Source organism: Corynebacterium yudongzhengii (assembly GCF_003065405.1).
GTDB lineage: Bacteria > Actinomycetota > Actinomycetes > Mycobacteriales > Mycobacteriaceae > Corynebacterium > Corynebacterium yudongzhengii.
Map to the genome: position 1 here is coordinate 1,489,385 of NZ_CP026947.1, position 25,301 is coordinate 1,514,685.

Genomic DNA, 25,301 nt, shown 5'->3' on the forward strand with positions numbered 1-25,301 from the left:
CCGTTGGGGAGCATGGAGCACTAGCGCTGTCGCGCGGGTGGAAGGAGGAGTCCTTTCGGTACGGGCGCTTTCGACCAGCGTTAGCGCTGTATGGCGGGGACGTCTCAACCGTCGCGGGAGCCTCACAGAAGGGGCGGGTAGGGCGGATGGGGTGGATGGTGCGAATGGCCGGCGATACTGAGCTCCTACCCCTCCGGACCCTCGTGTTGCGCTAACGCCGGTCGAAAGGACCCTCTACTAAACGAGTCCCACGGGGTCGAAAGGAAGAGTCTAGGGCGCAGTTGACCCCTGGCCCCTCTGTAGCGCTCGAACACAAATGCTTGTAGGAAGAACTTTGAAGGACGCAAAATCAGGCCATTTTCTCGCACAAACCCTTGAGGGACGCGCCCTTCAAGCATCTTCCTTTAAGGGTTTGTGCAGCAGCAACGTCACCCCGCGCTGAAAAGCGGACCCACAGAACGTCAAACACCCTAACGACATGCGGCGGTAGCGCGCCCACACGCCTGGTCGAAAGGAGGCGGTCGAAAAGAGGGTCGGTTTCGGAGTCCTTTCGACTTCGCAGGACTCCTTTCTGTCAGGGTGTTTTCGACCAGCGCTAGCGCCGCATGCCGGAACCAACCCAACCAACCCCGAGAGCCCCCGAAACACCCCTACCCGTTAACCACCGGTTTCGTTTTCAGTGTCTCCAGCGTGGGCAGGCCGTGCTTTTCCAACACCGCCGCCTGTTTCCCGATCTCTTCTTCCAGCCGGCTTAGCCTTTCCTGCTGCGCAGCGGACAAACGGCCCTTCGCTTCAAAGTGCTTCAGCCGCGGGTAGCGCCCGGCTAGAAGCGTGCCCCAGTTGACCTTCAAGTCCAGGATCTCCTGGTTCAGGTGCACCGGCCGGCCGTCGTCGAAGTTGAGGATGTCGCCGAGCGCGGATTCGAGCATCGACAGATCCATGTCTCCGCCGGGCAGGCCTTCATCGCCGGCGTAGGCGTCCACGCCGTGGGTGGCGGGACCGGTCGGCGATTCCCAGAAGCGCTGCATGGTCATCATCCCCGAAGCCATCGCGGGACGGTTGACCGGCAGGATCTTCGGGTTTTCCACGCCGAGGAGCTGATCCCGCGACATGCGGATGAAGGTGTTGTGCCCACGGTGATCCGGGTGGGTGGATTTCAGCCCCACCCCGAAGGCTTCGAGGTCCTCCTTCTGGAACATGTAGCCCAGATACCGGGCGGTGCGGTTGATCTCGAAGTCGGCAGGCGTGGCCCCGGGCAGGTGGAAGTCGATCTCGCGGAGGTAGTCGCTGACGATCTGCACCTGGGCGTCGTCGAGCTCCATGTCCTTGTAGAGTGCTCGCATCGTGTGTCTCCTTCCTTGAACCTTCTAAATCATCTGCAGGCGGTCGTAGCTGTCGGTGTCTTCGAAGAAACCGCCCATACCGTTGCCGATGATGTCGAAGCGGTTGACCACCTCGATGCGCTCGATCCACTTGGCGGAGCGGTAGCCGGTGGAGGTCTCCAGGCGCAGTCGGCAGGGCGCGCCGTTTTTCATCGGCAGCTCTCGGTCGAGGTACCCGGTGGCGATGAGCGTCTGCGGCTGCAGCGCCTCCTCCTTGGCCAGGGTCTCGTAGTAGTAGGCGCCGGTGTAGACGTCGTCGTCGCGGGTCATGTTCTGGAAGGACATCACGTTGACGTCGGTCCACCCGTCGATAGGCCCAGCCAGCTCGATGAGGTCCTTGAGCATGACGCCGTTCCACTTACCCAGCGAGGAGAATCCCTGGACACAGTGGTGCACCGTGTTCTGGGAGTGCCCGCCGGAGATCTCCTCCAGATCGGCCAGGGTCAACCTCATGGGCCGCTCGACGAAACCGCCGATCTCTAGGACGAAGTCGTCCTTGTACTCGTTGGACACCAGCGCGGCATATTCCTCGGTCGAGGGCGGCATGCCCGAGGCGCGGTGCTCGCCCCACGGGGTGACGTCCTTGTCCGAGTAGTGCTGGCGGGAGGCCAGCTTGCGCATACCGCGAGTCATCGGGCGCACCACCACGTTGTGGATCTTCTCAATCACCTTGGGCTTCTCCAGCGACGTGCGGGTAGCCCAGACATGGAACCAGACGATGAACGCCAGGCCGATGAGGTAGATGATGCCGGCGGCCACCGGGCGTTCGGTGTCGCCGAAGACCATCTTCGAGGTCTCGTGGCCCCAGCCGTGCAGGACCACCAGCAGCACGTGGATGACGACGAAGGCCAGATACATCGCCAGGCCCAAGAAGTGAATCGTGCGGATGACCTGGCGTCCGCCCATCGCCTTCGAGATCCGCGGGAAGCGATTGTTGATAGCCGGGGACTGGAAGAACCCGGTCACGATCATGATCAGCGGGAGCACCACCACGACGAACAGGTAGGACAGCTGCTGCACCGCGTTGAAGGGGTAGCCCTCCATCGCCGGCGGCATGTCGAAGGCGAGGTAGTGGATCATGTCGTCGAAGGCTTGGGCGAACACTCCCCAATCCTCCGGCCAGTAACGACGCCACTGGCCCGTGGCCAGAAGCAGGACCCAGTAGATGACCATCATGGTCACCCACCCGATCACCGAGATGAAGTGCCAGTAGCGGCCCTGGCCCAGCGCGCCGTGGCCCGGCAGCGAGATCAGCGGGCTGTAGTTCTCGTACTCACCGGCGACCGGGAAGTACTTGCGCTTGCGCTTTTCCTTCACCGTGAATTGGGCCCACTGCTTGCCCAGCGGGGTGTGAATCGACGTGTGCAGCTTCGGGAAGGTACCGAGGATCTCGATACCCGAACGGATGAACAACGTGATGAACAAGATGTTCACGAAGTGCTCGATGCGCAGCCACCAGGGGTATTCCGTCAATACGACGTCCATGACTTCTCCTTATTCCTCGATCCCTAGTCTTCGAATCCCTGGTCGTCTGGGTAGGCCACCAGAATTCCGTAGTTGAGCGCCCAGTACAGAAGCAAGTAGGCGACCCCGGAGAGCATCATGGTGTTCCACGCGGCTGCCTCGTAGACCTCCGCGCCGTTCCAGACAAACGGGGCGTGCGTAAACAGCCCGGCGCCCCACAGCAGCAGGGCGCCGAACGCCGGCACGACGCCGAAGTCCCAGATCTTGAGCTTCGTGAGCACTCCCACGACGACGAAGACGGCGGCGAAACCGATCACGATCCACAGCACGATATCGCTGGCCGGGAAGACCTCGTGATTCGAACTGGCGACATAGGCCGCGCACCCGCCAAGCACTGCGATGATGAGCAGCAAGACTGCCTTGGTCAGGCGGGGCAGGTTGACGCGGATATAGCGAAAGAATGGGGCGCGCTCCCGTCCGGGCGGGACGTGGAGCATGACATCCTGCGTGTCGTTGTCAACAGTGGTGTTCTGCGACATGAATCCTCCTCGTTACTGTCCGCCGTATCGACCTCGGCCGCTGAAAGGATCACCAGGCCTACGGGGTACAGCTCGGCGGGCAAGCCAGTAAAGCGCCACTTCTTCACCAGCAGGCGGGACGGCAGGTACGCATTCTCAGGGCTGCCGGCGGCGGGCCCTAAGGATCAAAGCGCCCGGAGAGTTTTGCGCTTTGTACGTACTCAGGAGTCGGTGGGAAGCCACCGATCGATAAGGATCTTACTCTGTAAACCGTTCTTTAACCGACCCGTCGCTGCGCAGAACAACTGTTATTTACACCCGCCCAGCGCCCTGAGCTGGATTTTTATCCGCGTTCACAGAGCGCACATTTTCACGAGAACGCATACGCCATAAGATATTTCCAACGCCGCCGCACCCGGTTTCGACGCCACGAAAGCCGGGCCGAGCCACCGGAGAGGCAGCGACGGCACGCCCCTTACACACCGTGTCGACGACAGAAAGGTTGCCCCATCCATGACCCCCATGGTCTTTTTCGGGCTGGTTGCGTCAGTTGCGCTACTCTTTGCCTTCGCCATGCTCAACCTCGGCAAGTGGACCGCCGATAGCTACCCCTATCAGGCGCTGAACTTCCTCGGCGCCGCCTTCCTCGCGGCGTCTGCTTTTGAGCCCTTCAACGCCGGCGTCTTCTGGACCGAGGTGCTGTGGTCCTTGCTCGGCCTCTACGGGCTCATCCGCATCTACGTCACGAAACGGGCGCCGGAAGAAGGACGTCCCCAAGCCCGGCCCCGCTGTGCCTAACTAACGCCCGCACTCGATCTCCCTCATTGGAAAGGTTTTCTCATGGAGTTCTCCTATGAAATCGGTATCGCTGCTGGCATCAGCTTCGTGGTCGCCCTGGCGCTGCTGAACTTCCGCGTCGTTACCGCAGAATCCCCCATCTACCAGTGCCTCAACCTCTTCGGCGCACTCGGTTTCACCTACACCGCGATCTCCCCGTTCAACCCGGGTTTGTTCATCACTGAGACCGTCTGGGCGCTCGTGGCCGTCTTCGGCCTGTGGAAGATCTTCACCGGCCGATCCAAGAAGAACGCCGACAAACCCCGGGTCGCCTAAGACCCGGTATCGGGGGTATTTTGAACATTTGTGACCACCCCGCCTAGGCCGAGCAACCGCCGCGAAGAGATCATCGCGGCCACCCTCGATGTCATCACGAGCCACGGCCTCGCCGGAGCGAGCCTGCGGCGTATCGCCAGCGCGTGCGGTGTCTCACTCGGCTCGATCACCTACCACTTCGCCGATCGCGACACCCTGTTAAACCAAGCGCTGCGGGCGTTTGTCGACGATTCTGTGGCCAGCTTCGAGGCCGCCTTCGCGGATATCACCTCGCTTGACGACGCCCGCGCCGCCGCCGTCCAGGTCCTCACGGAGGCGGCGTCGTCGTATCGCACCGCGGCCATCAGCAGCGAGCTCTATACGCTCTCGCTGCGCCGCCCCCGCCACCGGCTGCTCTTGATCGAGTGGGCGAAGGCCACCCGCAACGCCATGGGCAAGGCTTTCGACGACGAGACCGCCCACATCCTCGACGCCTTCTACGAAGGCCTGCTGCTGCACCGCCGGATGGTTCCGGCCGAGCATAACGACGAGCTCATCGCGGAAGCCGTCAAAAGGCTCACGCCTCCCTCGGGCTATATCGGCCCAAACTCCTAGAACTCGCCGTCTTCCAGCGACAACAAATCGTCGACCGTTTCCCGACGCAGCATCGTGGTCACCTCACCATCGCATACCGTGACCACGGCTGGGCGGGTAAACAGGTTGTAGTTCGAGGCCATCGCGTAGCCATAGGCCCCGGTATTCGCCACCGCGAGCAAGTCCCCGGTGGTGAGGTCATCCGGGTAGTCCTCGTCGCTGATGAGGATATCGCCGGACTCGCAGTGCGAACCGACCACGCGGGTGGCCGTCAGCTTTCCGGCGGCGCGCCGGTTGACTAGGCGGGCGTCGTACTGCGCGCCGTAGAGCGCCGGGCGGATGTTGTCGCTCATGCCGCCGTCGACGGCCACGTAGCGCCGCGTGTCGGTCTCACTGGTGGAAATCGTCTTGTTGAAGCCCACCGTGTAGACAGTCACGGTCGACGGCCCGACGATCGCCCGGCCCGGTTCCACCAGCACCGTCGGCGCCTCGATGCCCGCGTCCTCGGCGTGCTCGCGCACCGCCTCGAGCATCTCCCGGGCCAGCGCCTCAACGTCGAGGGGCTGCTGGTCGGCCGTATAGGCGATGCCGTAGCCGCCGCCTAAGTCCAGCTCCGGCAGGCGCACGTCGAGCTCGTCGTGCACGCGGCCGTAGAGCTCGAGCACGCGCGCCGCGGCCAGGTTGAAACCGCCGGCGTCGAAGATCTGGGAACCGATGTGGCAGTGCAGCCCCACCAGCTCGAGGTGGGGTGAGTCCACGACGGCGGTGACGGCGTTCCACGCGGCGCCGTCGGCAAGCGAGAACCCGAACTTCTGGTCCTCGTGCGCCGTGGCGATCATCTCGTTGGTGTGTGCCTCCACGCCGGGCTTGACGCGCACCATGACCGGCTGGCGCACCCCGGCCTCGGCGGCGATGTCCGCCAACGCCGCGAGCTCGCCGTGATTATCCAGCACCACGTGGCCGACCTTCTCCTCGACGCAGGTGCGCAGGAACTGCGTCGACTTGTTGTTGCCATGTGCGGTGATGCGTGCGGCCGGGAAGCCAGCGCGCAGCGCGACGGCGAGCTCGTTGCCGCTGGCCACGTCGAGAGACAAGCCTTCTTCCTTAACCCAGCGGGCGATGGTGCGGGTCAAAAACGCCTTCGAGGCGTAGTGGACGTTAGCGGCACCGTGGAAGGCGGCAGCCATGGCGCGGCAGCGGGCGCGGAAGTCGGCCTCGTCGACGACGAACAGCGGGGTGCCATAACGCGCGGCGAGCTCCGTTAGTGCAACGCCGCCGATGTGGACGACGCCGTCGTCGTCACGCGTGGCTGTTTGCGGCCAGACGTGGGCGGGCAGATCGTTGAAGGAGTACTCGGGCATGTCTGGCTACATCCTTTCCGGGGCGCTCACGCCGACCATGGTCAGGGCGTTGAAGAGCACCTGGCGGCTGGCGCGAGCCAGGGCGAGGCGGGCGGAGTGGATCGCGGCGGCGTCCTCGCCGGCTTTGGGCAGGATCTGGCAGTTGTCGTAGAAGCGGTGGAAAACACCGGCGAGTTCCTCGGCGTAGCGGGCGATGCGGTGCGGCTCGCGCAGGTCGGCGGCGGTGGCGACGACGCCGGGGAACTCGCCAAGGGTGCGGATGAGATCACCTTCGCGCTCGTGGGTGAGCAGCGAGTAATCGGCGCCCTCGATACCGACGCCGCACTCGGCGGCCTTGCGCTCGATGGAGCACAGCCGCGCGTGCCCGTACTGGACGTAGTAGACGGGGTTATCCGAGCTCTGCGACTGCCACAGGCCCAGGTCGATATCCAGCGAGGAATCGACCGAGGAGCGCACGAGCGAGTAGCGGGCACCGTCGATGCCGATGGCCTCGACCAGATCATCGAGCGTGATCACCGTGCCGGCGCGCTTGGACATGCGCACGGCCTCGCCATCGCGGACCAGGTTGACCAGCTGGCCGATGAGCACCTCGATGCGGTTCGAGTCAAAACCGAGCGCCGCGGCGGCGGCCTTCAGGCGCGAGACATAGCCGTGGTGGTCGGCGCCCAGCATGTAGATCGCCAGGTCGTGGCCGCGCTCGAACTTGTCGGCGGCATACGCGATATCGCCGGCAATGTAGGCGGCCTCGCCGTCGGACTTGATCACCACGCGGTCCTTGTCGTCGCCATAGTCCGTCGAGCGTAGCCACCAAGCGCCGTCCGACTCGTAGAGCGAGCCGTTGTCCTTAAGCTTTTCGACGGCCCGATCCACCGCCCCCGACTCAAACAGGGAATTCTCGTGGAAGTAGACGTCGAAATCCACGCCGAACTCATGCAGGGAGGACTTAATGTGGTCGAACATCATCTCCACGCCATGGGCGCGGAAGGTCTCCTGGACCTCCGCGTCGGTGCCCTCGAGGGCGTCCGGCGCCTTCTCGAGCACACCCTGGGCGATCTCGCGGACGTAGTCGCCGCCGTAGCCGTCTTCGGGGGTGGGCTCATTCTTGGCGGCCGCGACCAGCGAGCGGGCGAAGCGGTCGATCTGGCCGCCGTGGTCGTTGAAGTAGTACTCGCGAGTGATCTCGGCGCCGGTGGCCTCGAGCACGCGCCCCAGCGAGTCGCCGACCGCCGCCCAGCGGGTGCCGCCCAGGTGGATCGGCCCGGTCGGGTTGGCGGAGACGAACTCGAGGTTGATCTTCATGCCGGCGTTTTTGTCACTGTGCCCGAAGTTCTCGCCGGCGGCGAGGATCTTCGCCACGATATCGCCCTGCGCGGCCGCGGCGAGGCGGATGTTAATGAAGCCGGGGCCGGCGACGGAGGCTTCGTCGATACCCTCGGCCTCGGCGAGCGCAGCGGTCAACCAGCCGGCGAGCTCACGCGGGTTGGTGCCTACCTTCTTGGCGATCTGCATCGCGAGGTTCGTCGCGTAATCACCGTGTTCGGGGTTGCGGGGACGCTCGACGTTGACGGACTCGGGCAACACCGAGGTATCGAGTTCGCGCGCAGAAAGCACGCGCTGGGCAGTGTCCTTGATCAAGGCGGCGAGATCTGCTGGGGTCATAGCGGCAAATTCTATAGGTTCCCGGCGCGATCGCATGCTCCGGGGTTTAAACTTACAGGGGAGACCCCTAAGGAGTATCAATCGTGAGAATCGCTTTGTTTTCGACCTGCATCGGGGACGCCTTGTTCCCGGATGCCTCGAAAGCCACCGCTCTGATCCTTTCCCGGTTGGGTCATGAGGTCGTCTACCCGGAGGGGCAAACCTGCTGTGGGCAGATGCACATCAACTCCGGCTACCAGAAGCAGGCGGCCGGCATCGTCGAAACTTATGTGGATGCATTCAGCGATCCATCCATCGACGCCGTCGTCGCACCCTCCGGCTCCTGTGTGACCTCGGTGCGCAACCACCAGGAGCACGTCGTCAAGCGCTACGGCACCCCAGCACTTGTCGACGGCTGCCGCACCACCGCGCAGAAAACTTACGAGCTCAGCGAGTTCCTCGTGGACGTGGAAGGCACCACCGAGCTCGGCGCCTACTTCCCGCACCGGGTGACCTATCACCCGTCGTGCCACGGCAAGCGGATGCTGAAGGTCGGCGAGCGCCCGTACCAACTGCTGCGCAACGTCGAGGGCATGGAGCTGGTGGAGCTCGGCAACGCGGAGGAGTGCTGCGGTTTCGGCGGCACCTTCGCCATCAAGAACGCCGATGTCTCCTCGGCCATGGCGGCGGATAAGGCCCGCCACATCGCCGATACGAACGCCGAGTACGTCACCGGCGGCGACTCGTCGTGCTTGATGAACATCGCCGGAGTTTTGTCCCGCCAGCACTACGGCGTCCGGGCGGTGCACATGGCTGAGATCCTCGCCTCGACGAAGGATCAGCCCTGGACACCCTCGCAGGCCGCGTACCGAAAGGAGGCCTTCCTGTGACCCGCGCATTCTTAGGCCAGCCCACCTACCCGCCGCGCGCCTCGCGGGAATCGTCCAACCTGCGTTTTCGTGACCAGGCGTTCTACCGCTCGGCGCGCGAGGACATGAGCAATGCGACGCAGCGTCGCAACCTGCACCACGCGACCACCAAGATCCGCGCCAAACGCGCGAATGTCGTCTCCGAAGCCGACGACTGGCAGAAGCTTCGCGACGCCGGCTCGGCCATCAAGCGCCGCGTCGCCCGGGAGCTGCCAGAGCTGCTCGAGCAGTTCGAAGAGGCCGTCACCGCCCGCGGCGGGCACGTGCACTGGGCGCGCGACGCCGCCGAGGCCAACCGCATCGCCGCCGAGCTGGTGCGCGCCACCGGAGAGACCGAGGCGGTAAAGATCAAGTCGATGGCGACCCAGGAGATCGCGCTCAACGAGTACTTCGAAGAGCACGGGCTTAAAGCCATCGAGTCGGATTTGGCCGAGCTCATCGTCCAACTTGCCGACGACTACCCCTCGCACATCCTCGTACCGGCCATCCACCGCAACCGGGCGGAGATTCGGGACCTGTTCGTCGAGAAGATGCCGAACACCGACGACAGCCTCAACGCCGTCCCTGCCGAGCTGGCCAACGCCGCCCGCGAATACCTCCGCGAGAAGTTCCTGCAGGCCCGCGTCGCGATCTCCGGGGCGAACTTCGGCGTCGCCGAAACCGGCACCGTCTGCATCGTGGAATCCGAGGGCAACGGCCGGATGTGCCTGACCATGCCGGAGACGCTGATTACGGTCATGGGCATCGAGAAGCTTTTGCCCGAGTTCAACGACCTCGAGGTCTTCCTGCAACTGCTGCCGCGTTCCTCGACCGGCGAGCGCATGAACCCGTATACCTCCTTGTGGTCGGGTGTCACCGAGGGCGACGGCCCGCAGGACTTCCACATCATCCTCCTCGACAACGGGCGCACCGCCGCGCTGGCCAGCGAAACCGGCCGCGAGGCGCTAAAGTGCATCCGATGCTCGGCGTGCCTGAACGTCTGCCCCGTCTACGAGCGCGCCGGCGGACACGCCTACGGCTCGGTCTACCCGGGCCCGATCGGGGCGATCCTCACCCCGCAGCTGGCGGGCATGGACGCAGTGGACGACGTCACCGCTTCCCTCCCCTTCGCCTCCAGTCTGTGCGGGCGTTGCGACGAGGTCTGCCCCGTCAAGATCCCCATCACCGACATCCTGCTCGACCAGCGTCACGAGAAGGTCCGCCAGTTCACCCCGAAGCCCGAGGCCTTCCTCATGGGCCCGGCCGCGATGCTCATGTCGCATCCGCGCTGGTGGAACCGGGTGATGCACATGGTCGCTTTCGGACGCGTCCTCGGCGGCTTCAAGGGCGAGATGAACTCTCTGCCCTTCGCGTTTTCCGGCTGGTCGCGCTCCCGCGACACGAAGGTCCCGCCGAAGCAGTCCTTCCGGCAGTGGTTCGCCTCCGACGAGGCGCAGTCTCTGCTCTCGCAGGCCCGCCGCGACGCCTCGACACACCAGGAGAACACCGATGACTAACGCCGCCGCCAAGCGCGAGATCCTCCGCCGCATCCGCGACGCCCACCGCCTCGCCCCGCCGAGCGAGACCCCCATCCCCCGCGACTACCACCACGAGGGATCGGTCAGCGGTGACGAGCTGCTCGACTTACTCGTCGATCGCCTCGACGACTACGAGGCCACGGTGCAGGTCTGCTCGCAGGAGGAGGCGGCGACGGTGCTGGCCTCGCTTCTCGACGACCGCGGCGCCCACACCATCGTCGCCTCCCCCGGACTCGAGGACTCTCTGTTCGCGGAGTTCAGCGGCTCTCTGCGGCGCGACGACATCGCCGACGATCCGCGCGGACTCAACGACGTCGACGCTGTCGTTACCGGCAGCCTGGTCGCGTGTGCGGATACGGGCACGATCGTGCTGCAAGCCGGTGAGCGTGACGGCAGGCGCGCGCTCAGCCTCGTGCCGGACCGCCACGTGTGTCTGGTCCGGGAGGCCGACATCGTGCACCGCGTCCCCGAGATGATCGCCCGGATCGACCCGCAGCGACCGGCGACGATGATCTCCGGGCCTTCGGCGACCTCGGATATCGAGCTCAGCCGCGTCGAGGGCGTGCACGGTCCGCGCGACCTGCTCGTGATGATCGTGCGGGACTGATCTTCGTAGCCCCTGGGGTTCCTGGCAGGCCGTTTAGGTTCCGCCGGGCACCCAGTGCTAAAGTGTTTTCTTTGTAAGCCGCGGTTCGTGCGGCTTGACTGTCTCCGTAGCTCAGAGGATTAGAGCACTGGTTTCCGGTACCAGGGGTCGCAGGTTCGAATCCTGTCGGGGACACTCTTTGTTGTTGCGGTTTGGGTTTTGGGTTGTGCGCTTTGCGCTAGCGCTGTATGCGGTGGCGGCGCTGCGGCGGCGCACCTCGCGCGCCCGGTCGAAAGGACCCACCCCTAAAGGAGTCCTGCTTTCGACCGCGCGAGACTCCTTTCTATAGACCTGATTTCGACCAGCGCAAGCGCACCATGAGGCCAGGCCGGGAAATCGGGGTTAGCCGCCCGGCGCACGGTCACACCAAGCCCATCCACCCCATCGACCTCTCCGGCAAATCCCCACGGTCTGCCCGCACCCTCCCGACCATAAGGCGCTATCGCTGGTCGAAAGGCCCCACCCCTAAAGGAGTCCTGCTTTCGACCGCGCGAGACTCCTTTCTATAGACCTGATTTCGACCAGCGCAAGCGCATCATGCCAATGAAAGCACCGCACTTCGTTTCCAGGTTCCCCTGTATAGAAAATCCCGCGGAAACCAAGCACTCGCCTGCCACGCCCACTAGATTCCCCACCCCGGAACCCCGAAAGCCCGGAAGCCCCGACTCGGTATACCACGGGCGGTCAGAACCACTGGACCACCACAAGTCATACACGTGACCTATCGGCGACCAACTGACTGCGCAACCAGACGAATGAGCCCGACCATCACAAACCCACCCCCGTGCGCTATGCGCACACACAGCCGATAGGCGAACGACTACACTACTGACCCAGACACGTCACCCGATAGAAAGGTCTGTTCGCCATGCTGTTTCTGGCACGTATGGACGTCCACTTCCCCGACAACCTGACCCCGGAGGAGGTCGCTGACTTCCAGAAGCGGGAAAAGGAGTACTCCGGCAACCTCCAGAAGGAGGGCGTCATGAAGGGTATCTGGCGCGTCGTGGGCGAATACTCCAACTACTCCATCTACGACGTGCGCGACAACGAGCACCTGCAGGAGGTCATGTCCGGTTTCCCGATGTTTAAGTACATGAACATCAAGATGACGCCGCTGACCACCCACCCGAACCGCACGGAGCACACTGACTACTAGTCGGCACGCTCGCGATACGCTGAAGGCCTCCCCTTGTCATACTGGGGAGGCCTTTACGCTTCCTCAAAAAACTCAAGGCATAACCACCCAGGCCACGAGGTAGAGCGGGACCATCACCCCGAAACTCATCAACGTTCCTACCGCGAACAGGATGCGCACCAAGGTGGGATCGACGCCGTAGGTCTCGGCGAACCCGCCGAGCACGCCGGCGATGTAGTAATCGGTATGGGAGCGCATCAGGCGACGCTCCGAGTAGGGCAGGCTGTGTGGGTGGCTCATGGCAACTCGTCTCCTCGACGTTTCCGGTGATCTCTGCACTTTCTATGCAATCACCGCGGCCGCCCGCCACACATCGGGTAGAACCCCGAGTTTCCCCCCTACGGGGTCTTGCTTTCCGGCTCGCCGCCGTAGAGCGGGCCACACAAGCCCTCGGTGCCGGGCACATTATCGACGGCCATGACCTGCTCTAGGATCGCGCGGAGGGTATCCGACTGCTGCTCGGTGAGGTGGTCGAACATCACGCGGCGCACGGATTCCACGTGCGATGGGGCGGCGGTGCGCAGGCGTTCGGAACCGTCGTCGGTAATTTCGACGACCACGCCGCGGGCGTCGCCCTCACTCTTACGCTTGGTGACGAGACCACGGCGCTCCATGCGCGTGATCTGGTGCGAGGTGCGCGAGCGATCCCAGTCGAGGGAAGCACACAACTCGCGCAGGCGCATGCAGCCGGTCTCCGACTCGGAGAGGCTGACCAAGACCGAGAACTCCGAGACCGAGAGCTCGCTGCCCATCTGGAGCGTCTCGTCCATGACGCGGTCGACTTTCCGGGTGGCGGCCAGAATGAGTCGCCAGAGGGATTGTTCTTCGTCGGAAAGCCAGCGAGGTTGATCAGTCACGCAATGTACCCTAACGCCTCCCGGGGTAATCCCCAACTTTTCCCGACACACGCTGCGGTTTCTTTAGTTTTCACACAACGTGAAATTAATTAGTTGACACATCACCAACCTCGTGTACAGTAGGACTCAGTCGCGCAGATGACGCGGCAAGTCAAAACAAACCAAGACCAACAAAAGGAGCATCCCATGTCTGACTACGCAGGCACCTACCAGCTGGATAACACCCACACCCGCATCGGCTTCATCGCCCGCCACGCCATGGTCACCAAGGTGCGCGGCCAGTTCACCGACTGGGACGCCGAGATCAACTCGGATAACGATCCGGCAGTGAAGGTCGTCGTCAAGACCTCCTCCATCGACACCGGCAACGCCGACCGTGACAACCACACCAAGGGCGAGGATTTCTTCGACGTCGAGAAGTACCCGGAGATGACCTTCGAGTCCACGAAGGTCGACCTGGACAACGGCACGCTCGAGGGCAACCTCACCATCAAGGAGACCACCAAGCCGGTCACCCTCGATGTGGAGATCTTCGGCCAGGAAGAAGACCCCTTCGGCAACGTGCGCGTGGGCTTCGACGCCTCGGCTCAGATCAACCGCAAGCACTTCGGCATCGACTTCAACGCCCCGCTGAACTCCGGTGGCGTGCTCGTCTCCGACAAGATCACCATCGAGATCGAAGGCTCCGCCATCAAGCAGTAAGCCTTAATCCTCCACCGCTTTGAGCTGGGTCATCTGATACTGAGTCTTCGGATGCACCCAGTCATAGCGCTGCGGGAAACAGGTCAGCACGATCATCTGGGTGTCTTGGCCCAGCTTCGAAAAGAGCTGACCCATCCGCTGCAAACGGCCCGGGTCAGTCGAGCCCAAGGCGTCGTCGACCACCAGCGGGGCGCCGACCTTTTCGTCGCCGCGGGCAATCAGCGAGGCGATCGCGAAACGAGACAAGATCGCCAGCTGCTCCTCCGTACCGCCGGAAAGCTCCGCAAGCGGCACCGTTGCGTTCCCGATCGTGCGCCCGGTGATCCGCAAGTTTTCGTCCAGCCCGAAAGAGACGTCCTCGCCGAACAGGGGGCGCGCGAGCCGGCTGAGCTCGTCGACATAGGGCTGGGCGTAGCGCTCCCACGTCTGAGAACGGTGCTTAACCAGGGTTTCGTAGACGAGCTTCGCGGCCTCTGCCTGGCGCAGCGTGCTATGCAACTCCCGCTTCAGCGTCTCGTCTCTAGACGCGCAGATGTCGACCTTTTCCGCCACGCCCGCCGCCTGTTCAATGCTGCTGGAGAGACCGGCGCACTCTAATTCGTGGTCGTAGATGCGCGACTGTAAAGACTCCAGACGCGCCCGCGCCGCTTCTAAGAGCCCACGTTTGCCCTCCGGATCGGCGGCGGCGAGCCTCTCGCGCAGGCGCTTGAGCTCCCCAATAGCCTCGTCGCGGGCCTGTTCAGCCTGCGCCGCCGACTCCTCCAGCTCCTCGAGGCCTGCCTCTTCCCGCTGCGCGGTGAGCTCTTCGTGCAAGCGATCGCGTTCTTCCTCCGCGCCCTCATAGCGCGCCTGGATGCGGGTCCGCTCGAGAAACGCGTTGCGGCTGCGGATCGGCTCGAGCGCCACCTCGGCGTGGCGTACGGCCTCTTCTGCCTCGCTCAACTCGGCCTCACGGGTCTCGACCTCGGAGGCGAGCTCGTCTTCGTCGCGCTCTACTACGGCAGAGTCATCGTCGAGGACCTCGTCGAGATGCGCGAGTTTCGCCCGCAGCTCATCGGCGTCGCGGCCGTGGAGCACATCGCTGCGGCGCTGGCGGTTGCGCTGAAGCTCGCTGTCGACCTCGCTGCGCTCGTCCCGGCGCGCCCGCAGCGTCTCGACGTCCTCGCAACCCGCCTCCTCGAGCACCGCGGTCAGCCGCTTCTCGGCCTCGCGCACAGCCGCCTCTGGATCGTCGCCGCCGGTGCTGCCAGCGCGAAACTGTGCTGTGACCTCGCCGATGTGGACGGTGGTGCCGTCGTGAAGCGCGACGTGGCGGGCGTCTTCGCTTAAGGTGATCGCCTCGTCATCGACGGTGATCTCGGTCTCCGCGCTGGCGCTGAGCTCCAGGTGCGGGGTGGCGATCTCCCGGATGCGCTCAGCGACCTCGAGTTCCCGGCGCGCTTTTTCCGCCTGTCTGACCGTCTCAGTGGTGACGGTCAGCCCCGCCAGTCGCGAGCGCAGGCGGTCTGCGGTCTCATCGAGGTCTCGCAGCTGCGCCACGGTGGTGGCGAGCTCCTCGCGGGTGCGCAGATCGGCGAGCACCCGCTGGATGCGGCGGGCCTCGCGCAGCTTCTCGCCGATCTCCTCCCGCTGAGCCTTCGCCTTCTCGAGCTCGGCCGACAAAGTATCGACCTGCTCACCTTCCTGCTCGGCTTTCTCGATGGCGGTGGTGAGATCGTCGGCAAGCTCTGTTCTTTTCTTCTCCGCTTCGGCGTAGCGCTTCTCGAGTTCTCGTCGCTGGGTGACCGTGCGGCGGCGCGCCTCGAGCTCGACGCGGCGCCGCTCGCTGACCTCCGCGGCCTTGTCCACCGCGCCTTCCAGGCCGGTAAGCGCCTCGACCTCGGCGGTGGCCTCGTCGACGTGCTTGCGGGCCTCGGGCAGCTCGGTTTTCGCCTGCTTGAGCTCGGCCTCGAGGCGCTCGACGCGATCGACGCTGTCTTGCATCGCGGCGGCCTCGCGCTTGGCCTCGGCGAGCTCCTCGGCGGCCTTCTCCCGATCGGCCTGGAGTTTCTTCACCGTATCTTTCAGGCCGCGTTTCGGGTAGTAATACTTCAGGTACTCGGCGCGGGCGGCGGCGATGAACGCGTCGCTATCGCCGGCGTCGGCGTCCGTGTCCTTGCCGCTGTCGAGCGCGCGTTCCAGCGAGGGAATGCCCGCGGCGGCCACGCCGGCGTCGAGCTCGTTCTGGCGCAGAAACAGCGTGTCGCGCAGGTGGCTATCGAGGTAGGTGTCGAGGATCTCGGCGAGCTTATCCTCCGCCTCTCCCCCGGTATAACTGGCGGGCTGCGGGGCATACACCGTCAGCTCGGCGCCAACGCGGCGGAACCACCGCTTCGTGATGCTCAGCTCCACCGGCCCCACGCTCATCCGCACGCTCACCTCCATAGGGACGTCGCGAGCGACCGGTTGCAATGGCTTGACATGCTTGTTTTTAAAGTTGTGTTTCTGGCTGAGCACCACGTGTAAGGCATCCAGGATGGTCGATTTACCCTCCTCGTTGTCACCGTGGATGACAATAACCCCGGTATCCGGCAGGTCATCGAGTACTAAGTGCTCGACGGCGCGGACGTTTCTCATCTCTAAGGAATGGATACGCATGTTAGTTCGCCACCTCCTGGGCGAGACGGAACAGCAGGTTGATGGCGTCCTGGCGGCCGGGCTGCTCGCGGTCGTCGAGAAGCTCCTGGAGCGCGGCGCCGGCCACGCCGCCGAGCTCGAGATCCTCGATTTCCTCCTCGCCGGGCTGCAGATGCAGGTTCATGAGCCGCACACGCTCGTAGAGCGCACCGAACACATCGGCACGGCGGCTTAGCTCCTCGTGCAGGTACCGGGTATCGCTCAGGGATAACGTGCCGGTCAGCGCGTACTTGATGACGGTGGTGGTCTTCTCCGGGTAGGCATCGAGGCGCGCGAGGAAGGCGTCGACATCCGCGCGGTCGTAGAGGTCGTCGGCGAGGGCCTCGAAGGTCCAGCGACCCATGGGGAGCTTATCGACGTCCACCCGCACCTCCTCGCCTTTCTGCACCGTCACGAGCAGGGCGTTTCCGGAGTCGGCCTCTCCCCCGCCGCCGGGCTCGGCGAAGTCGGTGGTCTCCGGCGCGCCGGAAAACCACACCCTGCCGGTCGCCCCCAGCGACTGGGTGGAGTGCGTATCGCCGAGTGCGAGGTAGTCGAGGCGGCGTTCGGCGATCGCTTTCTCCACTGTCTCCAGATCGATGAGGCCGGGCACGATCTCCTGGCTGCGGGATTCCACCTGGCCGTGGGCGACACCGATGCGGATGTTGTCGGTGGGCTCGAGATCGCTAAGCATCTCCGCCACCAGATCGCCGACCGGGGCCTTGGAGCGCCAGGGCGCGCCGACGACCTCGACGCCCTCACGCACCTTTACGGGTCGGTTGTCGCTGAGGACATGCACGCCGTCCAGGTCCTCGGTGCGCAGGAAGACGTTGTCGGCTACCAGCGGGTCGTGGTTGCCGGGCAAGAGGTAGACGGGCACTTTAAGGCGGCGCAGCTGTTCCTTGACGCGTTCGATGACGCGGTTGCTTAAGGAGTTGTGTTCGAAGACGTCCCCGGCGATGACGATGAATTCGGCGCCGTGTTCTTCGGCGAGCTGGCCGAGCGTCGTCAGAGCCTCGAGGCGCGCGGCATCGAAGTTCGCCTGGTCCTCATCGCTTAAGAACCAGCGGCGCATGCCGAGCTGTAAGTCGGAGGTGTGCAAAAACTTTAGGTCGGGCATGCTGTCCTCGCTACGGGGTTTAGTGGGTCAAATAGTCGTAGAGGTCTTCGATGTCGCTGACGGCGCGCAGCTGGTCAATGTTGGTATAGGAGATCATGCGCATGGCTTTTTGCAGCTGATCGGAATCCGAGTCGTCGAGAGCCGGGGCCACCTTGGGCTCCGGCAGGTCGGGAAGCTTTCCGCCGTCCCAGAAGTCCGGATCGCTGTGTACGGGCGTCTGCGTCGTTCGGTGCTCGACGCTTCTCTCCAGGCGGCGGGCGATGCTGGAGAGGTTGAAGCCCCGCACGCGGAAGATGAGGCCGGGATCCGAGTCGATGCGCGCGGCAACCCGATCGGCGACGGCCACGATGTGCTTGCACACGCGGTGGTTATCCGGGCAGTCGCAGGTGAAACGCAGCTCCGATTCCTGGGCGAAAAGCTCGTCGAGGATCTGGCCGTCGAGCTGGCCCCGCTGGGCCCGCTGGAGTCCGTTGGGGATACGGTTGAGCTCCTGCACCGCCGCCTCGATGTCCTCGTGCGCGCGGTGCGGCAGCCACATCGTGACGTTAAAGGGCGCGAGCTGCGAGCCGGCCACCTGGGCGTGGATCGCGCCCTTGTTTTCCTGGATCTCCACGACGTTGCCGTTGCGCGCATAGTCGCGCCCGCGCGTACGCCGTCCCTGGTCGGCGTGGGGCACGACGGCGTTGATGACCCGGGCGGCCGCCGGGGAGACCTGCCTATCGACGCGGCGCTCCGGCAGATCCTGCGAGGACTCCACGCGTTGGCGCGCGCCGAAGTTGGCGTAGATGACATTGTCATGCTGCACCCGCTTGCGCGGTGCGTTCTTCTCAGCCATCGGCGCTCTCTCTTCCTCGGTAACTCATGAGCTCGGCGAGCTGCTCCGGCTCGAGCTCCGTGATCCAGCCCTCCCCTTCGCCGACCACGGCGCCGGCAAGCTCGGTCTTGCCGTCGAGAATATCCTGGATGGACTCCTCGAGGGTGCCCGTGGTGATCATCTTATACACCGCGACGTTACTCTCCTGCCCGATGCGAAAAGCGCGGTCGGTCGCTTGGTTTTCTACGGCCGGGTTCCACCAGCGATCCAGGTGGATGACCATCGACGCCGCGGTGAGGTTTAAGCCCGTACCGCCGGCTTTGAGCGACAGCAGCATCGCCAGCGGTCCGTCGTCGGCCTGGAAGCGCTCGACCATCTTGTCGCGGGCGTTTTTGCTCACCCCGCCGTGCAGGAAGGGAATGTCGGTGCCGTAGCGCTCGGAGAGATAGGGCTTGAGGATGTCCCCGAACGCCCGGTACTGCGTGAAGATGAGCACGCGCTGATTGTTCTCGACCGCCATATCCAACAGCCGGACCAGCTCGGCGACCTTGCCGGAGCGGTGCTTGCCGCGCGGAGCGACCGCCGAGCCATCGGCCAAGTAGTGCGCCGGGTGGTTGCAGATCTGCTTGATGCGCGTGATGGTCGCCAGCACCAGCCCCTTGCGCCCGATGCCCTCGCGCTCCTTGAGCTCCTTCTGCACGCTGTCGGTCAGCGCCTTATACAGCGCGGCCTGCTCGGCGGTCATCTCCACGGTGATGATCTGCTCGGTCTTTTCCGGCAGGTCATTGATGATCGTCGTGTCGGTCTTCAGCCGGCGCAGGATAAACGGAGCGGTGAGCCGGCGCAGCCTTTCGGCCATCTCCTCGTTCTTGTTCCGCTCGATGGGCCGGGCGAAGTGGTTGCGGAAGAAACTCGCCGATCCCAAAACCCCCGGGTTGACGAAGTCCAAAATCGAGCGCATCTCGGTCAGCCGGTTTTCCACCGGGGTGCCGGTGAGCGCGATGCGGTGGCGCGAACGCATGGCACGAACGCTTCTCGACGCCCTTGTCGTCGAGTTTTTAATAGCCTGCGCCTCATCGAGGACCACGTGGTCGAAGTCGAACTCCGCTAACTCCTTATGATCTCGCGCGACCACGCCATAGGAGGTGATGAGCACATCGGCCCCGGCGAGCTCGTCGGCGTGCTCCTCGCCGTGCAGGCGGTCGGTGCCGTGGTGGACGATGATCTTGAGCTCCGGGGTGAAGCGGGCGGCCTCGCGGGCCCAGTTGCCCACCACCGAGGTCGGCACGACCACCAGCGACGGGCCGGTGGCCTCCTCGCGCACCCGCTCGATCTCCAGCACGGTGAGCAGCTGCAGGGTCTTGCCGAGGCCCATGTCATCGGCGAGCACGCAGCCTAAGTTGTTGCGGCTCATCCAGTACATCCAGTCGACGCCCCGGCGCTGGTACTCGCGCAGCTCGGCGTGGACGGTCTCGGGGATCTCGACGCGCTCCGGCGCCGTGGCCTGGCCATCTCCCAGCAGGCTGGAATGCCAGGTGGTGCCGGTGAATTCGATGGGTTCGTCGGCAAGCGACTCCAGAGCGAGCTCGCGCAACTCGGCGACGGTGACCTCGCCGAACGCCCGATACTCCTCGTTATACTTCTCGCGCAGGCGCTCGGCCTCGGCGGCGAGTTCCTCGGCGTCCGGCGAGCCGGCTTTGCGCGCCCGCTCGGCCATCTGCGCCGCTTCCTCTAGGGCCTCGCGCTTGCGCTTTTGGCTCGATTCCTGCAGGCGGTCCATGTAGTTGGCGACCTGCTTGAGCGACTGGGTGTTCGCCATCACCCACTCCCCACGCAGGCGAATCAGACCGGTTTTGGAGTGGACGAGCTCCTCCATCTCCTCGTCGGTGAGCTCGGTGTCGCCGACGGAGATGCGCCAGTTGTAATTGATCAGCTGGTCCATGCCGATCTGGGAGGTGGTCGCAGCCACGGCGGCGTCGTCAGCTGAACTAGTGACCAGCTTCGCCTTCGTCTCCTGGGCCGTCCACGCCTTCGGCAGCATGACGTCGAAGCCGCGGCGCTGGAGTTTCGGCACCTCCTTGGAGATAAACGTAACGATCTCCGAGGTGGTCAGATAGACGTCCCAGTCGCCTTCCGACTCGGGGTTAAACCCCGGATACGCGAACTTGGTGCGGGGATGGCGCAGGTCATCGACCATGTCGGTGACCTGGATGGCCCGGCGCTGAGCGGCGCGCAGCTGCTCGACGCTGCCGACGTCGAGCTCGCGCACCCGGATCGGGCGCGGCGAGTCCGTGGAGCTGCGCACCTGGAGCCGCACCGGCCAGGCGACCTCGCTCGGGTCGACGTCTACGTCGTCATCCGGCGCCTCGATGATGAACACCAGCTGTAAATCCACCGCCGTAATCGAATCCCGCCAGCTGTTGAGCGCCCGGATCAGGCTCGACCCGCCGCGGCGCAGCGGGCGGTCCTCGATGAGGGCGGCGGCGAAGTCATGCCAGGGATAGGGCCGCGGGCGCTCTTCCAAACCCTTCAGCATCGCGGTGGCGATGAAGTGGGTGAGGGTATCGCGTATGTTCTCCTTGAGCTGCGGGTTATTGGCCTTCAGGATGCCCGGCGCCGCTGCCTCCATCTCGGCGATCCACCCGCGCTCCGACAGGCCGGTGGCCAGCTGCCACTGCGGCATCCACGCGCCTTCGGAATGGACCATGCGAATCATCACGCGCCCGGCCTTCACAAAACGGCTCAAGCCCCGGTAGGCGCGGATCAGCCAATAAAGATCGGGGGCGATAGCCTCGCGCTGCCTCTTCGTCGCCACCGGCGAATCCTGATCGAGATACGCCAAGGCCTCTAACCACTCGATCGTCTTCTCGGGCCCCAGCGCTGCGGTGGGGATGACGAGGCGGACATGTCGCCCCTTCGGCGACTGCAGATCCACCCGCGCCCGGTGGCGGAACATGCTCTCGTCCAACAGGTTTTCCACGACCGAGGGAAACGTACCTTTGGGCACGACCGAGGGCAGAACGATCCGGTGGCCCGCAACCTGCTCGACCCACAGGTTCAGGCCGTTATCCGGCAACCAGAGTCCGTGCAGGAGGTGAGAGGCCATAGGGACATTTCTACCATTGAGCTCGAATGCGGCCAGTGGCCGTATGAAGCTACAGTGTCTTTAACGCGATACGGCCTTCTCCCCATATCATCGCGCACAGCCAATACACAGCCAACTTTGAGCTGGTGTCCACATTTAGGGGGCCTGCAGGCGTCGACAAGCGTCCAAAAGGCCCTGATTCGACGTCGTTCATCTGACATTCTGCTGTGGCTACGTTATTGTGCAAGCGGTCGTTTCTCAGACATCTTGACGGAAAGGTTTATTTTATTCACGCCGACATGTCTGGTCTTACACCCGGACGGTCGGACGGTTTGTACAGGCTCTTCGACAAGCCACCGCGAACCTGTGAGATAGATGCCGGTTTGATGCACACACGCTGGCATTTACTATGACCACGTTCACTGTACGACGCTTGCACACGTGAGCACTGCACATTCGGAAGGAACTTCCTATGCAGGAATCCACCTGGTTTATCATCGCCATTGTCATTTATTTGCTGGTGATGCTCCTGATCGGGCTTTGGGGTTACCGCCAGACCAAGGCCTACGATGACTACGCCGTCGGCGGACGCGGGCTCCCGCCGTTCGTCGCCGCCCTCTCCGCGGGCGCCTCTGATATGTCCGGCTGGCTCTTGATGGGCCTGCCCGGCGCCCTCTACCTCGTGGGCCTGGCTGAGGCCTGGATGGCCATCGGCCTGACCATCGGCGCTTGGGCTAACTGGAAGCTGGTCGCGCCGCGCCTGCGCTCCTACTCGGAGATCGCCGGCAACTCGATTACGATGCCGAGCTTCTTCGAGAACCGCCTGCGCGACAAGTCGCACCTTCTGCGCACCATCGCGGCGATCATCATCATCTTCTTCTTCACTTTCTACGTCGCCTCCGGCATGGTCGCCGGCGGTCGCTACTTCGAGGCGACCTTCGACGGCAACTACCTCACCGGCATGCTGATCGTCGCCGCGGTGACCATCCTTTACACCTTCTTCGGTGGGTTCTTGGCGGTCTCCTACACGGACGTCGTCCAGGGCCTGATGATGTTCATGGCGCTGATGATCGTGCCCATCATGGCGCTGTTCGCCCTCGACAACCCGTCCGACATGTTCACCTGGGCCACCGACAACGCGTACGGCCCGTACGGCGACGAAGGTAACCCGACCTACTTCAACATGTTCGCCGGCGTCTCCGCTGCCGTGATCATCAGTAACCTCGCCTGGGGTCTCGGCTACTTCGGCCAGCCGCACATCGTCGTGCGCTTTCTGGCCCTGCGCTCCCCGAAGGATGCCCGCGCTGGCCGCTTCTGGGGCATTTCCTGGATGGGCCTGTCGCTCATCGGCGGCCTGTTCGTCGCCATGATCGGTACCGCCTTCTTCGGCCAGAACCCGGACATCCAGGTCACCGACCAGGAGAACTTCGAGACCATCTTCCTGGACATGTCCCGCATCCTGTTCCACCCGCTGATCGCGGGTCTGGTGCTCACCGCCGTGCTGGCGGCCATCATGTCCACCATGTCCTCCCAGCTGCTGGTGGTCTCCTCCTCGCTCATCGAGGACCTCTACCGCATGGTCACCAAGACCAACCCGTCGGATAAGTTCCTGGTGTTCCTCTCCCGTGGCGCCGTCGTCGTCATCGCCGCGATCGCCCTGCTCTTGTCGATCAACCCGAGCGACTCCATCCTCGGCCTGGTCGGCTTCGCCTGGGCCGGCTTCGGCTCGGCCTTCGGCCCGCTGGTCATCGCCAGCCTCTACTGGAAGCGTCTCACCGCACCGGGCGCTATCGTCGGCATGGTCAGCGGTGCGATCACCGCGATCATCTGGGGCATGTTCCTCGGCGACGTCATCTACGAGATCGTCCCAGGCGTCATCGTCTCCACGATCCTCATGGTCGTCGTCTCCCTGATGACCAAGGAGCCCGACGAGCGCGTGCGCATCGAGTTCGACCAGGCCGCGAAGCTCTCCAACGCGGTCAAGGTCGATGAGAACATCGACTTCTCCGAGGAAGCCGAGCGCATCGACGCCGAGGACAACCGCACGAACTAGGCTTTCGCCGGTTCGTCTGGAACCTCCTGCCGGGTCCGGTCAGTCTCATCACTACATGAGACTGACGTGGACCCGGCTTTTCGCCTATCTACTGGTGGTGGCCACGGTGCTATACGGCCTATGGCTTGCCTGGCCTCAACTGCGCCCGGTCACCGACCCGTCGCTGCCCCGCTTATCGACGCTTATTTCCCACACCTCCGAAATCCCCCTGCGCCAGCGCGTGCTCGGCTACGAGCGCGAGGCCTTCGGCTCCGGCTGGGGCAGCGCCGGGGCCTGCACCGTGCGCGAGGCTGCGATGCTGGAGCTTTTCGACGACCACCAAGCCCCCTGCACCGCCACCGGCACAGCCACGGACCCGTATACAGGCTTGGCGCTGGAACCAGACGACGTCGAGATCGACCACGTCATCCCCTTATCCGCCGCCTGGGATTTAGGCGCGCACCGCTGGGACGAGGCCACCCGCGTACAGTTCGCCAACGACCCAATCAATCTCGTTGCGACGGCCGCGGAAGAAAACCGCGCAAAATCCGACCAGCTGCCGAGCTCTTGGCTACCCACAGACCGCCACCGCCGCTGCTGGTATTCCCGGCGCATCGCGGTGGTGGCGGTGCGCTACTCCTTGCCGCTGCCCGCCGACGACATCGCGGCGATGCGCCGACAGTGTCGACTATCAGAATTGCTCAAGATTTATTAGAGTTGGGCGTGCAATACGCCCGTACTCTTTACTTCGTGGTGCTTCGTGGTGCTTCGTGGTGGGAGGCGGGCACAGCTAGGCGCACTCGGGCGAGCCTTGTACTCCCCCACCCCAATTTGTCGAAAGGCTTTCATGTCTACGATCTTCGTGTTCCTTCACGTCGCTGCGGCGATCCTCTTCCTCGGCGCAGTCACCTACGGCACCTCCGTGTTCCCGAAGGCGGCGCTGGCCGCCTCGAACGGTGACACCGCCAACGAGGGAATCGCCCGCTCGACCCACCGCATGTCCACCCTCTACGGCTACCTCTCGGCGCTCGTCCCACTGTTCGGCATCACGCTTTTGTTCACGGACTGGGACACCTACGCCTCCCAGCCGCAGTACCACACCGCCCTTCTGCTCGGCGTGATCGCTTGGGCGCTGCTGCTCTTCTTCGTCATCCCGAAGCAGAAGAAGATGGCTGCCGCCGCCGGCCTGCTCGCCCCCGGCGAGGCCACCGTCTCTGAGGAGAAGGCCAGCCCAGTCAAGCTCAAGAAGCAGCTGACCATCTCCAGCGGCATCTTCAACCTGCTGTGGATCATCATGCTGGTGCTGATGTACATCTAGGTTTTCTCGGCGGCTTTACGCTAGAAACTGACAGCTCCGGTTCCTCTTCGCGAGAGTGGCCGGGGCTTTTGGTTTTGTGGGGGTTCTGGGGTTCTGGGGGTTCTGGGGTTTCTGGGGTGCCTTTTTGCTGGTCAAAGCGCTGGTGGCCGGGCATTCGCACGCCGGGCCGAAAGGGCCCTCCCCTAAAGGAGAGGGTGCACGGTCGAAAGGAGCACTCTTTTAGGGGCGACTGCTTTCGACCAGCGTTAGCGCGGTATGCGAACAAGAGTAATCAGCTCCGGTCGAGGGCGGCTTCGCAGCGCCTCCAGATCGCCACGAGCCGCAGAGCGTCAAGCACCCCCGCAGCCATCAAGCAGTACCGCGTTCGTACGCCTGGTCG

The 25,301-nt window shown here is 64.1% G+C and carries 22 protein-coding genes and 1 tRNA gene; 12 read left to right on the plus strand and 11 right to left on the minus strand.

Annotation, left to right across the window (positions count from 1 at the left end; translation table 11 throughout):
* Positions 1–650: 650 nt before the first annotated feature.
* From C3B44_RS06915 to C3B44_RS06925, 3 genes are read right to left on the minus strand one after another with little or no spacing between them, the layout of a single operon-like run.
* Positions 651–1,343, minus strand: a complete 693-nt coding sequence (locus C3B44_RS06915) for a hypothetical protein (RefSeq protein ID WP_108431737.1) — start codon at positions 1,341–1,343, stop codon at positions 651–653.
* Between the two features lie 24 nt (positions 1,344–1,367).
* Entirely contained in the window at positions 1,368–2,867 is a 1,500-nt protein-coding gene (locus tag C3B44_RS06920; RefSeq protein ID WP_108431738.1) for a molybdopterin-dependent oxidoreductase, read from the minus strand.
* A 23-nt stretch (positions 2,868–2,890) separates the two neighbouring features.
* A complete protein-coding gene (locus C3B44_RS06925) occupies positions 2,891–3,385 on the minus strand; it encodes a hypothetical protein (protein ID WP_108431739.1) in 495 nt (164 codons plus the stop codon).
* A 492-nt stretch (positions 3,386–3,877) separates the two neighbouring features.
* On the opposite strand from C3B44_RS06925, the gene C3B44_RS06930 reads away from it, so the two are divergent.
* The 3 genes from C3B44_RS06930 to C3B44_RS06940 are packed head-to-tail and all read left to right on the plus strand — an operon-like array spanning position 3,878 to position 5,071.
* Entirely contained in the window at positions 3,878–4,162 is a 285-nt protein-coding gene (locus C3B44_RS06930; RefSeq protein WP_108431740.1) for a CBU_0592 family membrane protein, read from the plus strand.
* Between the two features lie 42 nt (positions 4,163–4,204).
* Positions 4,205–4,477, plus strand: a complete 273-nt coding sequence (locus tag C3B44_RS06935; RefSeq protein WP_108431741.1) for a CBU_0592 family membrane protein — start codon at positions 4,205–4,207, stop codon at positions 4,475–4,477.
* Positions 4,478–4,507: 30 nt separating this feature from the next.
* Positions 4,508–5,071, plus strand: coding sequence for a TetR/AcrR family transcriptional regulator (locus C3B44_RS06940; protein ID WP_108431742.1), 564 nt, complete (start codon positions 4,508–4,510; stop codon positions 5,069–5,071).
* Here C3B44_RS06940 and lysA read toward each other — a convergent pair.
* Both lysA and argS read right to left on the minus strand, forming a co-directional pair.
* Positions 5,068–6,411, minus strand: coding sequence for a diaminopimelate decarboxylase (gene lysA / locus C3B44_RS06945; RefSeq protein ID WP_108431743.1), 1,344 nt, complete (start codon positions 6,409–6,411; stop codon positions 5,068–5,070). The two genes, C3B44_RS06940 and lysA, sit on opposite strands and share 4 nt — an antisense overlap.
* A 6-nt stretch (positions 6,412–6,417) precedes the next feature.
* Positions 6,418–8,070, minus strand: coding sequence for an arginine--tRNA ligase (gene argS, locus C3B44_RS06950; RefSeq protein ID WP_108431744.1), 1,653 nt, complete (start codon positions 8,068–8,070; stop codon positions 6,418–6,420).
* Positions 8,071–8,153: 83 nt separating this feature from the next.
* Between argS and C3B44_RS06955 the strand changes: the two genes are divergently transcribed.
* From C3B44_RS06955 to C3B44_RS06975, 5 genes are all read left to right on the plus strand, one after another.
* Positions 8,154–8,939 (plus strand): (Fe-S)-binding protein, encoded by a 786-nt coding sequence (locus C3B44_RS06955; protein WP_108431745.1) that lies wholly within the window; start codon positions 8,154–8,156, stop codon positions 8,937–8,939.
* A complete protein-coding gene (locus C3B44_RS06960; RefSeq protein WP_412841937.1) occupies positions 8,936–10,474 on the plus strand; it encodes a lactate utilization protein B in 1,539 nt (512 codons plus the stop codon). Before C3B44_RS06955 ends, C3B44_RS06960 begins: the two co-directional genes overlap by 4 nt.
* Positions 10,467–11,102 carry a LutC/YkgG family protein gene (locus tag C3B44_RS06965; RefSeq protein WP_108431746.1) on the plus strand — a complete coding sequence of 212 codons (636 nt, stop codon included), beginning with the start codon at positions 10,467–10,469 and terminating at the stop codon, positions 11,100–11,102. Before C3B44_RS06960 ends, C3B44_RS06965 begins: the two co-directional genes overlap by 8 nt.
* Before the next feature lie 100 nt (positions 11,103–11,202).
* Positions 11,203–11,276 (plus strand) — tRNA-Arg (locus tag C3B44_RS06970).
* 733 nt (positions 11,277–12,009) lie between these two features.
* Positions 12,010–12,300, plus strand: a complete 291-nt coding sequence (locus C3B44_RS06975) for a muconolactone Delta-isomerase family protein (protein ID WP_108431747.1) — start codon at positions 12,010–12,012, stop codon at positions 12,298–12,300.
* A gap of 72 nt (positions 12,301–12,372) precedes the next feature.
* Here C3B44_RS06975 and C3B44_RS06980 read toward each other — a convergent pair whose 3' ends face one another.
* Positions 12,373–12,579, minus strand: coding sequence for a PspC domain-containing protein (locus C3B44_RS06980; protein WP_108431748.1), 207 nt, complete (start codon positions 12,577–12,579; stop codon positions 12,373–12,375).
* Positions 12,580–12,677: 98 nt separating this feature from the next.
* Positions 12,678–13,196, minus strand: a complete 519-nt coding sequence (locus C3B44_RS06985; protein WP_108431749.1) for a MarR family winged helix-turn-helix transcriptional regulator — start codon at positions 13,194–13,196, stop codon at positions 12,678–12,680.
* A gap of 186 nt (positions 13,197–13,382) precedes the next feature.
* On the opposite strand from C3B44_RS06985, the gene C3B44_RS06990 reads away from it, so the two are divergent.
* Complete coding sequence (locus C3B44_RS06990; protein WP_108431750.1) at positions 13,383–13,898, plus strand: YceI family protein; 516 nt, start codon at positions 13,383–13,385, stop codon at positions 13,896–13,898.
* A gap of 3 nt (positions 13,899–13,901) precedes the next feature.
* Here C3B44_RS06990 and C3B44_RS06995 read toward each other — a convergent pair whose 3' ends face one another.
* From C3B44_RS06995 to C3B44_RS07010, 4 genes are read right to left on the minus strand one after another with little or no spacing between them, the layout of a single operon-like run.
* Positions 13,902–16,535 (minus strand): AAA family ATPase, encoded by a 2,634-nt coding sequence (locus C3B44_RS06995; protein WP_108431751.1) that lies wholly within the window; start codon positions 16,533–16,535, stop codon positions 13,902–13,904.
* A 1-nt stretch (position 16,536) separates the two neighbouring features.
* Positions 16,537–17,673 (minus strand): metallophosphoesterase family protein, encoded by a 1,137-nt coding sequence (locus tag C3B44_RS07000; protein ID WP_108431752.1) that lies wholly within the window; start codon positions 17,671–17,673, stop codon positions 16,537–16,539.
* A 19-nt stretch (positions 17,674–17,692) separates the two neighbouring features.
* Entirely contained in the window at positions 17,693–18,508 is an 816-nt protein-coding gene (locus C3B44_RS07005; protein ID WP_108431753.1) for an SWIM zinc finger family protein, read from the minus strand.
* A complete protein-coding gene (locus C3B44_RS07010) occupies positions 18,501–21,593 on the minus strand; it encodes a DEAD/DEAH box helicase (protein ID WP_108431754.1) in 3,093 nt (1,030 codons plus the stop codon). Before C3B44_RS07010 ends, C3B44_RS07005 begins: the two co-directional genes overlap by 8 nt.
* 451 nt (positions 21,594–22,044) lie before the next feature.
* On the opposite strand from C3B44_RS07010, the gene putP reads away from it, so the two are divergent.
* From putP to C3B44_RS07025, 3 genes are all read left to right on the plus strand, one after another.
* Positions 22,045–23,625 (plus strand): sodium/proline symporter PutP, encoded by a 1,581-nt coding sequence (gene putP, locus C3B44_RS07015; protein WP_108431755.1) that lies wholly within the window; start codon positions 22,045–22,047, stop codon positions 23,623–23,625.
* Positions 23,626–23,680: 55 nt separating this feature from the next.
* Entirely contained in the window at positions 23,681–24,319 is a 639-nt protein-coding gene (locus C3B44_RS07020; protein WP_108431756.1) for an HNH endonuclease family protein, read from the plus strand.
* A 132-nt stretch (positions 24,320–24,451) separates the two neighbouring features.
* Positions 24,452–24,922 (plus strand): DUF2269 domain-containing protein, encoded by a 471-nt coding sequence (locus tag C3B44_RS07025; RefSeq protein WP_108431757.1) that lies wholly within the window; start codon positions 24,452–24,454, stop codon positions 24,920–24,922.
* Positions 24,923–25,301: the final 379 nt, after the last annotated feature.